At 60.5% G+C, this 14,809-nt stretch carries 11 protein-coding genes and 1 pseudogene; 8 read left to right on the plus strand and 4 right to left on the minus strand.

All coding sequences use genetic code 11. The features are described 5' to 3' along the window. Window positions 1-65 precede the first annotated feature (65 nt). Window positions 66-1,259, plus strand: a complete 1,194-nt coding sequence (locus ACK5JE_RS00340; protein ID WP_416799729.1) for an MFS transporter — start codon at window positions 66-68, stop codon at window positions 1,257-1,259. Here ACK5JE_RS00340 and ACK5JE_RS00345 read toward each other — a convergent pair whose 3' ends face one another. Beyond that, the gene (locus ACK5JE_RS00345; RefSeq protein WP_416799730.1) at window positions 1,260-2,186 is read right to left on the minus strand and encodes a LysR family transcriptional regulator; all 927 of its coding nucleotides are present in this window, start codon (window positions 2,184-2,186) and stop codon (window positions 1,260-1,262) included. Between the two features lie 268 nt (window positions 2,187-2,454). Between ACK5JE_RS00345 and ACK5JE_RS00350 the strand changes: the two genes are divergently transcribed. The 7 genes from ACK5JE_RS00350 to ACK5JE_RS00380 are packed head-to-tail and all read left to right on the plus strand — an operon-like array spanning window position 2,455 to window position 9,447. Further along, window positions 2,455-3,231, plus strand: coding sequence for a 5-oxoprolinase subunit PxpA (locus ACK5JE_RS00350; protein ID WP_416799731.1), 777 nt, complete (start codon window positions 2,455-2,457; stop codon window positions 3,229-3,231). Between the two features lie 29 nt (window positions 3,232-3,260). Beyond that, the gene (locus ACK5JE_RS00355) at window positions 3,261-3,509 is read left to right on the plus strand and encodes an acetyl-CoA carboxylase (protein WP_416799732.1); all 249 of its coding nucleotides are present in this window, start codon (window positions 3,261-3,263) and stop codon (window positions 3,507-3,509) included. Between the two features lie 11 nt (window positions 3,510-3,520). Beyond that, on the plus strand, window positions 3,521-4,945 hold the full coding sequence (locus tag ACK5JE_RS00360; protein WP_416799733.1) for an acetyl-CoA carboxylase biotin carboxylase subunit: 1,425 nt from the start codon (window positions 3,521-3,523) through the stop codon (window positions 4,943-4,945). Next, window positions 4,942-5,838 (plus strand): 5-oxoprolinase subunit B family protein, encoded by an 897-nt coding sequence (locus ACK5JE_RS00365; RefSeq protein ID WP_416799734.1) that lies wholly within the window; start codon window positions 4,942-4,944, stop codon window positions 5,836-5,838. The genes ACK5JE_RS00360 and ACK5JE_RS00365 overlap by 4 nt, the downstream gene beginning before the upstream one ends. Then, window positions 5,828-6,805, plus strand: a complete 978-nt coding sequence (locus ACK5JE_RS00370; protein ID WP_416799735.1) for a biotin-dependent carboxyltransferase family protein — start codon at window positions 5,828-5,830, stop codon at window positions 6,803-6,805. Before ACK5JE_RS00365 ends, ACK5JE_RS00370 begins: the two co-directional genes overlap by 11 nt. 43 nt (window positions 6,806-6,848) lie before the next feature. Next, window positions 6,849-7,931, plus strand: coding sequence for a TMAO reductase system periplasmic protein TorT (gene torT, locus ACK5JE_RS00375; RefSeq protein WP_416799736.1), 1,083 nt, complete (start codon window positions 6,849-6,851; stop codon window positions 7,929-7,931). 13 nt (window positions 7,932-7,944) lie between these two features. Beyond that, a complete protein-coding gene (locus ACK5JE_RS00380) occupies window positions 7,945-9,447 on the plus strand; it encodes a sugar ABC transporter ATP-binding protein (RefSeq protein ID WP_416799737.1) in 1,503 nt (500 codons plus the stop codon). A gap of 419 nt (window positions 9,448-9,866) precedes the next feature. Here ACK5JE_RS00380 and ACK5JE_RS00385 read toward each other — a convergent pair whose 3' ends face one another. From ACK5JE_RS00385 to ACK5JE_RS00395, 3 genes and pseudogenes are all read right to left on the minus strand, one after another. Next, entirely contained in the window at window positions 9,867-12,200 is a 2,334-nt protein-coding gene (locus tag ACK5JE_RS00385) for a YecA family protein (protein ID WP_416799738.1), read from the minus strand. Window positions 12,201-12,322: 122 nt separating this feature from the next. Beyond that, on the minus strand, window positions 12,323-14,017 hold the full coding sequence (locus ACK5JE_RS00390; RefSeq protein WP_416799739.1) for a hypothetical protein: 1,695 nt from the start codon (window positions 14,015-14,017) through the stop codon (window positions 12,323-12,325). 72 nt (window positions 14,018-14,089) lie between these two features. After that, window positions 14,090-14,809 (minus strand): annotated as a pseudogene (locus tag ACK5JE_RS00395) (hypothetical protein); the annotation flags it as partial.

A 14,809-nucleotide genomic window follows, 5' to 3' on the forward strand; every position in this document is an offset into this window, starting at 1 on the left:
ACAAAGGGGGCTGACCGGCGCAGCGGGCCGGGGATCAGTCATTCATGTCGAAGGGGCGGTGCATCGTGCCAGGTACATCTGTTCGGGTCGTCGGAACCTTGGGTGCGGCCCAGACGCTGGCCTGGGCTTCTTCCTACTACCTGCCGGCCATGCTGGCCGATCCGATGGCCCGTGACCTGGGCTTGTCCGCGCCGACCATCTATGCAGCCTTTTCCGCCGCCATGGCGGCATCGGCGCTGGTCGGCCCCTGGGCCGGCCAAGCCATCGACCGCTATGGCGGGCAGATCGTCCTGGCGGGCACGAGTCTGGTGTTCGCGCTTGGTCTGGGCCTGCTCGGTGTCGCCCAGGGCCTCTGGACGATGGTGGCCGCCTGGCTCGTCGTCGGCGTGGCGATGGGCGCAGGGCTTTACGAGGCGGCGTTCTCCTGTCTGGTGCATCTCTATGGCCACCGCGCGCGTGGCGCGATCACGGGCATTACCTTGATCGCGGGTTTTGCCAGCACCGTCGGCTGGCCGCTGTCGGCCTGGATGGGGACGCAGTTCGGATGGCGCGAGGCGTGTTTCGGCTGGGCGATCATGCATCTGCTGATGGGCCTGCCGCTGAACGCCTGGCTGCCGAAAGTCCCGGTGTGCTCGAGCTTCGGGGGCGCTCTGGCCGCCAACGAGGCGCAGGCCGGTGCGTCTGCGGCCGCCGAGTCGGCGCGCCCCGGGCTGGCCACGGCGCTGCTGTCGTTCGTTTTTGCCGCGACCTGGTTCATCAGCACGGCGATGGCGACACACCTGCCGCGGATGCTGGAGACGGCTGGCGCGACATTCGCGGCGGCGGTCGCGGTGGGCGCGCTCATCGGTCCCGCCCAGGTGGCTGGTCGCCTGCTCGAGTTTGGATTCCTGCGGCGCGTTCATCCCCTGCTGTCGGCGCGCCTGGCGGCGCTGGCGCATCCCGTCGGGGTGATGGTGCTGCTGTTCGCCGGTCCCGCGATGGCCCCGGTTTTTGCCGTGCTGCACGGGGCGGGCAACGGCATCCTGACCATCGCCAAGGGCACGTTGCCGCTGGTGTTTTTCGGAACGCGGAGGTATGGCGCGCGGCAGGGCTGGCTCATGATGCCGGCGCGCGTCGCGCAGGCGCTGGCGCCGCTGCTCTTCGGCATCGCGCTCGATGCCTGGGGCGCCCGCGCGCTGTGGCTGTCGGGCGGGATCGGCCTGGCCGCCTTTGCCGCGTTGCTGCTGCTGCGCGCGCGGGCGGGCGATCTCCCGCCTTGATCAGGGTCGGCTGCGTCCGGATCGTGCGGAGGTCGGGTCCAGGAACTGCTGCTGGAAATAGTTGCGGAAGGCCGCCATGGCGGGGGTGTAGTCCACGCCCTGCCGCCAGCCGAGACCGATGTTCATCGTCGGGATATCGTCGCGCAGGTTGATGGTTTCGATGCGCTTGCCCTCCAGGGACCAGGGGCGATAGACCATGTCGGACAGGATGCTGACCCCCATGCCGTTGGCAACCGTGCTGCGGGCGGCCTCGACCGAGCTGGTGCGCAGGAGGATGTTGGGCCGGTAGGGAGTCTTGCTCCAGTATTTGAGCGCGGTTGCCGCCGCCTCGTCGACGGTGAGCATGACGTAGGGCTCGAGCGATACGTCGGCCAGCGTGACCTCGGCCTTGTCGAGCAGCGGATGTTTGCTCGGCACCCACAGGCGGCGTTGCGAACCGAAAAACGTCTCGAATGACAGATCATGCAGCGCGACGTTGGATGTGATCAGCACGCCCATGTCGTAGCGCTGCATGATCAGGCCTTCTTCGATGTCTTCGCGGATCGCTTCATGCACCTTGACCTGGATGTGCGGATGCAATTGGGCGAATCGCTGCAAGTGATGCGGCAGGAAATAGCCGAGGACGGTGTAGCTGGCCGCAATGGTCAGGGTGCCTTTCACGCTCGTGGCCTCGACGGGCATGCGCTCGGCCGCGTCCGCGGCCGCGAGCACCGCGTAGGCATGGCTCAGGAACCGGCGCCCGGCGCTCGTCAGTTCAACGCCATGGGAATGACGTTCGAACAGCTGCTGGCTGACCATTTCCTCGAGCTCGCGCACGGCGGTGGTGACAGCGGATTGCGAGATGTTCAGCTGGACGGCGGCCTGGGAGATGCGGCCGACTTCGGCCACTGCGGTGAAATACTTCAACTGCCGGATCGAGAGTGCCATGGTCGTCTTGATGAAAAGGTGATTTCAATCAGGATAATCTTTTTTTCAAATATCCAAACTTGTTGATCATGGGAAATTTCGATGCTTCCCTCTTGCGATCCCGTAAGATTTTCGTCAGTAGATCATTATTTTTTGCACTTGCCATCTGTTTTTCAGATATCAAACCATCAAAAAATAATACTTTCCGCCGCCATGAGGAGGCTCTATTCTCTGTTGCATTCAGTCTCAACAGGGACTTGCAGGATTCCATACACAAGGGTAAGTGCAGGTGAAACAACACATTGACCTCAACTCCGATCTGGGTGAAGGCTTCGGTCCATGGACCATAGGCGACGGCGTGGACGACCAGTTGATGCCGCTGATCAGCTCGGCCAATATCGCGACAGGTTTTCATGCGGGCGATCCGAGCATCATGCGCAAGACGATTGCCATGGCCAAGCAGCACGGCGTCGGGATCGGCGCGCATCCGGGATTCCGCGATCTGGTGGGTTTCGGCCGGCGCCACATTCATGCCCGGACCGAAGAGCTGGTCAACGATGTGGTGTATCAGCTGGGCGCCCTGCGTGAGTTTGCCCGGCTGGCCGGCATGTCGCTGCAGCACGTCAAGCCTCACGGCGCGTTGTACATGCATGTCTCGCGCGATGAGGAATTGTCGCGCGCCCTGGTGAGCGCCTTGCAGCAGGTCGATCCCACGCTCCATCTGTATTGCATGGCGGGCTCGGTCGTGCACCGGGTCGCCCTGGAGATGGGGCAGCCTGTGGTGCGGGAGTTCTACGCCGACCGCGACTACGACATGAGCGGCTCGATCGTCTTCACGCGCCGTGTCGAGGCGCTCGATCCGCAGGCCATTGCCTCAAAGGTCGTTCGCGCCTGCACGGAAGGGCTGGTGCAGACGGTGGAGGGGCAGGACGTCGCCATTGAATTCGATTCGGTCTGCATTCACAGCGACACGCCGGGGGCGCTCGAGCTGGTGCGTGCGACACGATCCGCTCTGGCCGAAAGAGATATCGCCGTGACAGGCATCGATAAACTCGTTTCGGCTTGATCCTTCAAAAATACGATCAGGAGACATAGATGTCCGATATCCATGAAGTACTGAGCCCCTTGCCGGGGACTTTTTACCGCAGCCCCTCGCCCGAGGAGCCGCCCTTCAAATCCGAAGGCGACGAGGTCGCCGTCGGCGACGTGCTGGGACTTGTGGAGGTGATGAAGCAGTTCAGCTACATCAACGCCGAAGCCGCCGGCCGGGTCGGCAAGTTCCAGGTCGAGAATGGCGCGCCCGTCGATCCGGGCCAGGTCATCGTGACGATCCAGCCTGCGTAGAGATCAGCGATATGAAAGCTGCTTTCAACAAGGTGCTGATCGCCAATCGCGGAGAAATCGCCGTACGCATCATCCGGGCGGCGCGTGAGCTGGGGCTGCGGACCGTCGCCGTCTACAGCGATGCGGATGCTCACAGCCAGGCCGTGCGGATGGCCGATGAGGCGGTGCGGATCGGCCCCGCGCATGCGAGCAAGAGTTATCTGGATGTAGAGGCCGTACTGCAGGCCGCCGTGCAAAGCGGCGCGGGCGCTGTGCATCCCGGGTATGGCTTCCTCTCGGAAAACGCGGATTTCGCCGAGCGGATCGAGGCGGCCGGCCTGGTCTTCATCGGGCCCACGCCCGATGCCATCCGGACCATGGGCGACAAGGCCGCCGCGCGCGCCGCCGCCATGCGGGCCGATGTGCCCACGGTGCCAGGCAGCGTGGGGGTGGTGGAGAACGCCGACATCGCCGCCGCATTGGCCAGCGAGATCGGTTATCCGATCATGATCAAGGCCTCTGCCGGAGGCGGCGGGCGCGGGATCCGCATTGCCAATGACGAGTCCGAGCTGCGTCAGCAGTTCACGACGGCAACCGCCGAGGCCAGGGCCGCTTTCGGCAACGGCGAGGTCTATCTCGAGCGATTCATTCGCAGCGCCCGTCACATCGAGGTGCAGATCCTCGGCGATGGCACGCATGCCGTGCACTGTTTCGAGCGCGAATGTTCCTTGCAGCGCCGACGCCAGAAAGTCTGGGAAGAGGCGCCCTGCGCGGGTATCAGCGAACAGACCCGCGCCGCGCTGTGCGAGTCGGCGCTGCGCCTGGCCAATGCGGTGTCGTACCGGGGCGCCGGCACGCTCGAGTATCTCTACGATGACGACACGGGCGAGTTCTTCTTCATCGAGATGAACACTCGCATCCAGGTCGAGCATCCGATCACCGAGATGATCACCGGCATCGACCTGGTCAAGGAAATGATCCGGATCGCGCTGGGTGAGCCCCTGCGCCTGAGGCAGCAGGACATTCAGATGTCCGGCACGGCCATCGAGGTCCGGATCAATGCCGAGAACGCGGCCAAGGGGTTCATGCCCAGTCCCGGTGTGGTGTCGAATTTGGTGGTGCCAGGCGGTCCGGGTGTCCGGTTCGATTCGATGCTGTTCCCCGGCTATACCGTGCCGGCCTATTACGACTCGCTGCTCGGCAAGCTCATCGTGCACGATGGCGACCGCGCCAGCGCGCTGGCGCGGATGCGCCGCGCGCTGCAGGAACTCAAGGTCGAGGGAATCCAGACCACGATCCCGTTGCATCAGGCGTTGTGCGACGACGCCCGGGTGGGATCGGCCGATTTCAATACCGGGTTCCTGGAGACCTGGCTGGCGGAAAACCCACTGGCGCAGACGCCTGTGGCCGCTGGTTCACACACTAATTCTGATGACTCTTTGAAGGTGACCGGATGAATGAAGCCTCCCTGCCCGACAAGGCCCGCTATACCTTCGGTGGAGACGAGCACCTCTTTGTTGAAATCAGCGAAGAGATGTCGTTGTCCGCATTCTTTAAAGGTATGGCGATCTGCAATACGCTGCGCCAGCAGGCTGTCCCTGGCGTCACGGAGATCTGCCCGGCCAATGCCGCTTATCTGGTGCGGTTCGATCCCGACGTGATCCTGCCCGACGACCTGCTGGAAATCCTGCGGCAGATCGAAGCCAATCTGGGCGCCGCCGACATGAACATGAAAACACGCATTGTCGAGGTGCCGGTGCTCTACAACGATCCGTGGACGCACGAAACCCTGATGCGTTTTCGTGAACGGCACCAGGATCCGAGCAGCACGGATATCGAATATGCGGCCCGCATCAATCATCGCGAATCGGTCGATGCCTTCATTGCCTCGCATTCCGGCGCGCCCTGGTTCGTGTCCATGGTGGGGTTCGTCTCAGGCCTGCCGTTCCTCTATCAGATGGTGGATCGTGAACAGCAGCTGCAGGTGCCCAAGTACCTGAGTCCACGCACCGACACACCCAAACAGACGGTGGGTTATGGCGGCTGCTTCAGCTGCGTCTATTCGGTGCGCGGCGCGGGGGGCTACCAGATGTTCGGCGTCACCCCCGCGCCGATCTTCGATCCCGAACAGAAGCTCCCGTACTTCAAGGACCTGATGGTGTTCTTCAAGCCGGGCGACATCGTGAAATGGAAACCGATTGACCGCGCCGAGTATGACCGCCTGATCGAAGAGGTCGGGGCGGGAACCTATCAACTGAAGATCGAGCCGGTGTCGTTTTCCCTGCAGGAATTCATGGCCGACCCGGACAGCTACAACCAACAACTGCTGAAGGTGCTGTATGGCAATTGAAGTCATCAAGCCAGGATTGGCGACCAGTGTGCAGGATGCAGGACGTCCTGGGTATTACCACCTTGGCATTCCGCTGTCGGGTGCGCTCGATCAGGAAAGCTACTTGTTGGCGAATCTGCTGGTCGGCAATGACGAGGGCGCCGCGGCGATCGAATGCACCTTGCTGGGACCGGAGTTGCGCTTCGATGCGCCGGCGGTCGTGGCGGTGACCGGCGCGCAGGTCGTGGTCCGCATCAACGGCCAGGAAGTCCCGCGCTACGAGTCGTTCGCGGTGAAAGCGGACGACAAGATGAGTTTCGACTTCATGAAGGCGGGTGCGCGCTGCTTCATCGCTGTGGCCGGAGGCATCGATGTGCCCGAGGTTCTGGGCAGCCGTTCGACCTATGGCCTGGGCGCGTTTGGCGGCTACCAGGGGCGCAAGCTGGCGGCGGGCGACCGCCTGCCGGTGGGGACCGCCTCGGTGCGGACCAAGGCCGGCCGCTGCGCGAAGGCCGAATGGATTCCGGCCTTGACCAAGGAGGTCTCCCTGCGGGTGCTGCCCGGGCTGTATTGCCACCGGCTGCTCCAGGAGTCCGTATCCAGTTTCTTTGCGGAGACCTGGACAGTCGGCTCGGAGGCCGACCGCATCGGTTACCGCTACAAGGGCGGCACCCCCCTGCAATTCAAGCCGCGCAGGCCGCCGTTCGGCGCGGGTGACGATCCCTCCAATATCGTGGACGCCGGTTATCCGTACGGCTCGATCCAGGTGCCGGGGGGGCGCGAGCCCATCATCCTCCAGCGCGACGCGGTCTCGGGGGGCGGCTATGCGACGATCGGCGCCGTGATCAGCGCCGACATGGACCGCATCGCTCAGATGCAGCCCAACAACAAGGCGCAGTTCGTCATGGTCGACATGGCCCAGGCATTGCAGGCCCGCGCCGAGCGCAGGCAACGAATCAACCAGATGCGATCCGAGCTCGCGCATTGATTGCGACGAGTCCCTTCTCTTTCCCAAGCCAACGGAGTTCATCATGAACGGTATCTCCCTGCGCGTTTCCTTTGTATCCAGTGTCTTTGCCGCCGCGTTGATGTGGCAGGGCGGCGCCCATGCCGCCGATTGGTTCCCCTATAAAGCAGAAGTCACCGATCCTCCCTTCGCGGTCGATGGCAAGCAGTCGCCCATCGACTACACGCCGCAGGCCAAGGCGTCGAAGAAATGGGATATCTGCGTGTCGTTTCCCCATATGAAAGACGCCTATTTTCTGGGTGCCGACTACGGGGTGACCGAAGAGGCCAAGCGTCAGGGCGTGAAGATGACGCTCGCCGATGCGGGCGGCTACACCCATCTGGCCCGACAGATCTCGCAGATCGAGGATTGTGTGGCGCGCGGTGCCGATGCTGTGGTGATCGTGTCGATCTCCGGCGATGGGCTGAACAGTGTGCTCGAGACGGTGGCGGCCAAGAAGGTGCCGATCATCGATCTGATCAACGGGATCAATTCGCCCAACGTCTCGGCCAAGTCGCTGGTTTCGTTCTACACCATGGGGCATTCGACCGGCGAGTATCTCGCCAGGAAGCATCCGGCGGACTCGCCGGAGGTCAAGGTTGGCTGGTTCCCGGGGCCTGCCGGCGCGGCATGGGTCGAGGCCGCGAACAAGGGGTTCATGGCGGCTGTCGAGGGCAGCGCCGTCAAGGTGCTCGATCCCAAGTACGGCGACACCGGCAAGGAGGTCCAATCGCAGCTGGTCGAAGACGTGCTGCAAGGCAATCCGGATCTGGCCTATGTGGCCGGGACGGCTGTCACGGCCGAGGCCGCGGTGGGGATCTTGCGGTCGCGCAATCTGGACAAGAAGGTCAAGCTGCTCTCCTTCTACATGACGCCGGGCGTGTATGACGGCATTCAACGGGGCCGCATCATCGCGGCGCCGGCCGACTCCGTGGTGATCCAGGGGCGGATCGCGATCGATCAGGCCGTGCGCCTGCTCGAAGGCAAGGAGGTCAAGCGGCATGTGGGACCGAAGATCTTCATGGTCGACAGCGACAACATCAAAACCGTGAAGCTCACCGATATCCTGCCGCCCAAAGGCTTCCGTCCGGTTTTTGAAGTCAAGTAACGCAGGGGCCAGCATGCACGAAGACGCCGCACTTTTGCGCACCGTATCCCTGAGCAAGCAATACCCCGGGGTGCTGGCGCTTGACCAGATGGATTTCGACGTGCGTGCTGGCGAGGTCCACGTCCTGTTCGGAGAGAACGGGGCGGGGAAATCCACATTGATTTCGCTGCTCGCGGGCGCCAACACGCCCAGCGGCGGCGAGATCCGGATGCGCGGAGAACGTGTCCGGTTCGCCACCGTGCATGATGCCCGCCAGCAAGGCATCAGTGCGGTGTTCCAGGAGTTTTCGCTGATTCCGACGCTGTCGGTCGCGCAGAACCTGAGCCTGGGCGAGGAGCCTCAGCGCGGCGGGCTGCTGAGCCAGGCAGCCGTCAAGCAACGCGCCAGCGAGATGCTGGCCGATCTGGGCTTCGAGATCGACGGCGAGGCCTCCGTGGCCACATTGACGCGCGCCCAGCAGCAGATGGTGGAGATCGCCAAGGGCCTGCGCGGCGAAGTCTCGGTGCTGATCCTGGACGAGCCGACCGCCTCTTTGACCGGCAAGGAGGCGATCCGCCTGTTCGAGCTGGTCGAAAGGCTGAAGGCGAGAGGCGTGGGCATCATCTACATCTCGCACCGCATGCAGGAGATCTCGCGGATCGCGGATCGCATCACGGTTCTGCGCGATGGCCGCAAGGTCACCACGGTCGATGCCAGCACGGTGACACCCGATCAGCTGATCGCCTTGATGAGTGGCCGGGTCATCGAGCAGATCTACCCGGAAATCGCCCATTGCCCCGGCGATGTCGTACTGGATGTCCAGGGGCTGAGCTCGATGAACGGCGTACGCGACGTGTCGTTGACTGTAAAACGCGGCGAGGTGGTCGGGTTCGCCGGACTGGTCGGGTGCGGCAAATCAGAGTTGTTCCGGGCGATATTCGGGCTGGATCCGGTCAAGACGGGTCGCATCGTGTTCAACGGCAAGCCGCGTGTCAGGGCGGCGGTCCGCGAGATGCTGGACGACGGTTTTTTCTATCTGCCACCTGATCGCAAGGGCGAGGGCCTGGTGCTGGATTTCACCTCGCGCGCCAACATGACCTTGCCCTTGTTGAACGGGCCGATGCGCGGCTGGGGCGGCTGGCTGCGCAGAAAGCTCGGCAAGCAGTTGTCGGCGCAGGCCGCGCAAGGCGTGGAGCTGGTGCCGCGCAATCTCGACAAAAGCGTGGCGCTGTTGTCCGGAGGTAACCAGCAAAAGGTGCTGTTCGGCAAGGGAATGACGCGCGAGGCCGCGCTCTATGTCTTCGACGAGCCTTCGGTCGGCGTCGATGTCGGCACGCGCAGTGTGCTGTATCAGGTCATTCAGCGATTGTGCGAGGAGGGCGCGGCCGTGGTCGTGATCTCATCGGATCTGCCCGAGGTGCTGAACCTGAGCCATCGCCTCTATGTGATGCGCAACGGAGAGATCGCCGGCGAGCTGGGGGGCGATGCGATCGATGAGCCCGCCGTGCTCAGTTTGTTTTTCAATTCCAACGAATGAAATCTATGACTTCCATTCCCACATCTGTTTCGTCTGTCCATGCGGCTGAAACCTCTCCCGGGCTCTCCGCCCGCCTGGGGGGGATTTTGAGTCGGTGATTTACAGTGTTTCTACAGGGAAATGGGGCGAATTCTAGCGTAGGTTGAAATAGGTAAAACCAGTTTCAAATCAGAAGGTTAGCGTATTTTACCTGAATTGGTGAAAACTGGTCACTGTACCTGTACTGTACCGAAATTTCGGTACAGTGTAGACGTAGCAATGTCAGCGCAAATAAATGCACTCGACCCATTAAGGAAATGCAGTTGGCAGACTTCAATGTCCGGTGGAGGCTGGATGCGGTCGTTGATCAGCAGCGGTTAAACATGCGCGCGCAAGAGATATTCATCGCGACGGGCTGCTGGACAGCTCCGGCTTGCTCTTTAACGGCCATGACACCTTTTGAATTTCGCGCCACTCCCGCATGGACAGGGATCATTTCGTCCCGGTTTTTTGATCTTTCCAAGAGAAGGGGCGTTTTCCGGTTGCTTGAGATTCACCGCCCGCGTTGGGTGAGCCATTCGGGCAGCATCTTCGTAGATGGAGGCGTTTTCTTCCGTTCGCTCTGTTGGTATGTGAACTGCGAACGATTGCGCCCGGTGATAGGTTCCATCGGAACTAATCTCTGCAACGACGCCAATCACGTTAGAAGCCTTAACGGCTAACGAAGCTGCACTGGCCTTCTCATTTACTTTTTTCCAGTCAATTTGCTGGCCGTGTTGTTGTAGCCAGACAAAGAGCGGCTCTCCGTCCCCGGCCAGCACAAAGTAACGGGCGGGATGTTGATTCAGCGTTTGGCGAAGGTCGGTGAGCATCTTGGCCAGATCTTTCCGGCCTTCTTCTCCTAGGTCACGGATATGGCTCTCCGCCGAAAGCCAACCTTGCGCTCGGGTTACGTCAAGAGCATCAAGCAGCTTTCGCACATCTTCAGGGAAGTTCTGGGTCGGAAACGGCCTGGCCTCCCAGTCTTCACCCTCGAAGCTCTTATCAACGATGTCGCTCATGCCGTCCCAGATAAGCATGTTCACCTTGCCGTCCTGCAGTTGCTCGGCGATATCCTGATCGAATCGGTTCTTCTTCAGGTACGCACCAAGGTGGTCAAACTCGTCGAAGAGATGAGCCCGACGCATCCCGGCCACCGCTTGCCGCACCTCCATGTAATGGGCGAACTGGCCGGGTGTGGGAAGGAATCGCTTGAGTACAAACAGGTCGTCAATAGACAGCGAAACGAAGGGATGCCTTCCAAGTAGTGGCTCAACCTGCGGCAGTTTCTTGCAGTACGCTGAAAAGGGCGAGAATGATTCAACCGTCAGCCCAATCGGCACCATTACTCGGTAGTCGGAGCGGCGGACGCGGCTACACTCTTCATATTTGCCGTCCACTAGGCGGTAGAGGGACACTTCATCGGCCGAATTCAGGTAATTGAAGAAGCGCTCACATTGCTTGTACGCTTTAAGCACCAAGTCCTGAACGGATTGGGCGTGGCGGCCGAAATCAAGCGCTGGCGATGCGATGGTGGCGGCCGCACCGGCCTTGGCCTCAACCAAAAACAGCACATCATCAATCAGGATGAGGGTGTCATTTTCGGACCACTGCTTGCTGGCAGGATCCTTGTAGTAAATCTCCTGGAGCACTGTGGCGTCGGGAAGCTGAGCGGCCAGAAGGTCGGCGAAGGCAGCTTCGCTCATCAGCTTCTGACGATTCTCAAAGGTCTTCTTGTAGTCCGGTTTTCGCTGAAGCAGGTTGTAGAGAAGAGAACGATACCCCGCATCGCGGGCGAAACACGGATCGACGGCGTAGTAATCTGACCCAAGCTGGATTAGGGGTTTCTTCCGGGCCGGTAGTGTCCGGTAGGGGGTTCCCACAAAATCGCCCGCGGAGAAGAACTCGGTTTCTTCGCCGCGCCGGTACGCCAAGTCTGCTAGCAGCGTCGGTGGTAGCTTCGTGTGACGGCTCACATTTGCGATGCCGCCCCGAAACATGTCATCCATTGCCCGCCCAGCGGCTTTCGCCTGTTCCGCATTAGCCGCAACCCATGCCTCCATAATCTCTTCCAGAGGCTTTTCCTGTGCCGCAGCGAAGGCCTGAGCGGCCTCCATCTGCTTAATCATCTCCATAGAGGCTTCGGCATGTCCAGAACGCGTGGCGTCGGCCATGGCCTGGAAACCTTCCGCGATATAGGCAGCACCAACGCCATACGCTTCCTCTAAAACCTCATTGTGAGGCGCCAGAACGTAGCGGTAGAACTCGCCTTCCAAAACTTGGTAGCGGTTCCCGCGCATCATGACCCAATTGGATTTCGCGCGAAATTCAATGTCGGCGGTGTCGGGACCGAAGATTCCATCTTTTGTATCAGCAGACGTGGCCATGGCGAAAAGTATGGCTTGCTCTCGCAGTTTGCGGCCAAGTTCAAACAGCTCTGCGCACCGGGCTTCGTCGAATGTCATATTTGCAGGAGCGGCATCTGACGCGAGAACCGCGTGCACGTACTCCAGCAAGAACTGGTTTTCGTTAATCAGGTCATCCGGGACGTCCGTTTGGCATTGCTCTTCGGCGGAGCTTTGGTCTGCAATCGCTTTCATCATGCGCTGTGCGTAGATGTAGCCGAGCAGGTCATGCGGAGGCATAGCGACGATCAGCTCGCGCATCCGGGCGGATGTGGCTTCCATGTCTTTCAACAGGGAAGCAGCGGCGTCTTTCCGTTTTTTATCGTCCATAACTACTTATTCCTGATGCTTTTGAATCTGCAAGTCCACCGCGAGGGGGGGCGGGAGGTACCAAACGCCCCCACTTGTTCGTAGAGTGGTAGTTAGCCCAGAAAGCGCCGACGCGCGGACCTTCAGGGATTGAGATCCCCTGCATCCAGAGCCCGTAGTACGGCGTCGAAAGCCCTGTCGCACTCACCCGCCAACCATTTGAAGTGAGCGCGCAGCGTCCCATGGGTGGATCGTGCTAGCCTTTCCTCTTTGTCCTTCTCAGTGATCGAGCTGTGAGCCCGGAGCGTACTCCGCAATCCGTGCAGCCTTGAAAGCGGCGTAAGCGTGGTTTTAGCTTGGTCCTCGGATAGTCCGGTAGCTACCAGAATGGCCCCTAGAACCCGGAGCGATGCCCAACTGGGCTCCGCTTTCGCGCCCTTGTCTTCGAGGACCTTGCGCAATGGCTTGAGTTGGAACCCCTCGACCACTAGCTGGTCGAGAGCCATGATCTCGTTGGCCCACTCAAACGTTGAATCGGTTGCTGGGTAGCGGGCAGCGTCGAGATGCTCGGAGCTTCGTGGCAGCCACCATGCGGGTGGCGTGTCGTTGAGCTTTCCGATCTTATATTTCAAGAGGTGGAGCGGGTCGTACTCAGAGCTGAACTCGCCCATGATGTCGTTTTCATGTGCTCGCTTTGAGATGGGACCCTTCGACCATTCGTTGAACGATTGCCAGTAGCGCTGTTCTTCAATTGGGAGGCGTGCGAGATCGCCGATATAAGCGTGAACCTGCCCTGCTTCGTTAATGTCGTAGCCCTTCAGATACCACGCATTGCGGCAGCTGATCGTGCGGTCATCGAGGGTGTACTTCTCAGGGTCAGACTTGAAGCGGTGCAAGACATCCGGCCGGAAGAAGGCCGGTGATATCTCCCAAGGAAGGTTTGACTCCTGGAAGTAGTTGGAAAGGAACTCAGGAGCGCTGGATGTTTCGATCTCGACCCCATTCTTGCGGTCGAAGATCTTGAAAGTCGCGTACTCGCGCTTGGTTGGGTTCGACTCTTCCTTCCAATCGTCGATCAGTTGCTGCAGGGGAATGGCGGTGCGGACGATCATCCGGCCGTTTACGTAGCTGGCATTGGCAATGCCGCCACCGTGATAAAAAAGATCAGGTGCACTTCGGTCAATTCGGTTATGGTCGCCCCAGCCGTTGAAGCTGTCCCGGGCAACCCGCGTGAAGTCGAACATGAACACCAGCGCCATGTTCGCCAGTGCCATGTACGTCGAAAGATCTTTGGCGAGAATTGTGACGGCAGTGAGGCTTTCGCGGACGTCTCCGAATTCGGTTCGCAGAATGCGGATCACGTCTTCGATGTCGCCGCGGTCATCGAGTCGGCAGTAGGCATTGCGTTCGGATACAAAGTGTAGACCTAGCGAATGCACCAGTTTCTGGCTCAACTCCACAGGGCTCTCTCCCTTCTGCACACCGTGGAACGATCTGCGAAAGATCAGCTTCTCGCCGCCAGAGAGCGACTTTCCCCCTTGCCTCAGCGGCGGCTCAAGGTAGACTTTGTGACCTTCACCGCCCCCGTAGCTCTTCTGGATTACCCAGCTCTCGTCAGTCTCGACAAAGCAGTGCATCAAGTCTTCTTGGTCAGCAGGCGTCACCTGCTGAGCGGGCGCGAGCACGCCGTGTATTAGAACGGCTGGGCCACTCGCGTAGATCACGATTTCTTCACTCTGCGCATTCGCCTTGAGGAACGTGACCGAATCTTCCGCGCCAACTAGCCAGTCTGCGGCTTTGTCAGTTGGAGGCTGTGCGAGGGCTTTTAGCGTTGCCATGTTGAATCGACGAGTCATATGGAAGCAGCCTTTGTTGTCAGGGGTACGGTGGGATTGCTTGGTTTAACAGATTCAAGTTAGGCCTGCAGCCGTGAAGAGGTTGGTCTTCAGCCAAGAATCTAACGTCGAAACTCTCACAAAGTGGGTTGGCACAGGATAAGGAGGGTGAACCATCCAGTAGGAGATATCCCGGCTGACGTAGAGTTCGACGTATCGCTCTGCAGCCTTGACGGGCTTCGGCCATCCTAGGAGCTCTAGCATCCGGGTTCGGTGCTGCTCTAAGAAGACACCTCTGCGAAGCACCTTTCCGATCTGACCCTTGTCGTCGTCCTTGCGACCAAAGATTTTGTCGCGAATCCGGCGACCGTCCTTCATTGTGTAGGCCGGTTGGTTGTACTTACACTCGACCGCAGCCAATAGATTGTGATCAGGCCAATATGCGAGGACGTCGAAGTCGCCAACATCTTCGAATCCTTCTGCTCGAAACTTCCGATAGAAGTCGATGCCTCGCACGACAAACGAGGTATGCCGGCGGAAGATCTCTTCACTGCGGAATTCCAGCCGCCTCTCGATGCTAGCCTTCACCTGCCGAACGCCGTGTTCGATGTTAGGCCAACCGAAATCGGCAGGTAGGTAGCCATCGCGCACCGACGACATCCAATTGAACATGCAGCGACTCGCCGCCTCGGCGCCCCAGCGCAGCTCATCACCTACCTGCACCAGTGGCCGGATGACGTATCGGTGAACACGCTTGATGTGCTCCCAGTAGGGTACCTCCTCCTCTTGGACGTC

This window comes from Castellaniella sp., from assembly GCF_047971665.1.
Lineage (GTDB): Bacteria > Pseudomonadota > Gammaproteobacteria > Burkholderiales > Burkholderiaceae_B > Castellaniella.

Bases quoted from the DNA above. Each gene is read 5' to 3' on its own strand.
- ACK5JE_RS00370 (WP_416799735.1), top strand. From the start codon at position 5,828: ATGGCAATTGAAGTCATCAAGCCAGGATTGGCGACCAGTGTGCAGGAT.
- torT (WP_416799736.1), top strand. From the start codon at position 6,849: ATGAACGGTATCTCCCTGCGCGTTTCCTTTGTATCCAGTGTCTTTGCC.
- ACK5JE_RS00360 (WP_416799733.1), top strand. From the start codon at position 3,521: ATGAAAGCTGCTTTCAACAAGGTGCTGATCGCCAATCGCGGAGAAATC.
- ACK5JE_RS00385 (WP_416799738.1), bottom strand. From the start codon at position 12,200: ATGGACGATAAAAAACGGAAAGACGCCGCTGCTTCCCTGTTGAAAGAC.
- ACK5JE_RS00345 (WP_416799730.1), bottom strand. From the start codon at position 2,186: ATGGCACTCTCGATCCGGCAGTTGAAGTATTTCACCGCAGTGGCCGAA.
- ACK5JE_RS00355 (WP_416799732.1), top strand. From the start codon at position 3,261: ATGTCCGATATCCATGAAGTACTGAGCCCCTTGCCGGGGACTTTTTAC.
- ACK5JE_RS00390 (WP_416799739.1), bottom strand. From the start codon at position 14,017: ATGGCAACGCTAAAAGCCCTCGCACAGCCTCCAACTGACAAAGCCGCA.
- ACK5JE_RS00380 (WP_416799737.1), top strand. From the start codon at position 7,945: ATGCACGAAGACGCCGCACTTTTGCGCACCGTATCCCTGAGCAAGCAA.
- ACK5JE_RS00365 (WP_416799734.1), top strand. From the start codon at position 4,942: ATGAATGAAGCCTCCCTGCCCGACAAGGCCCGCTATACCTTCGGTGGA.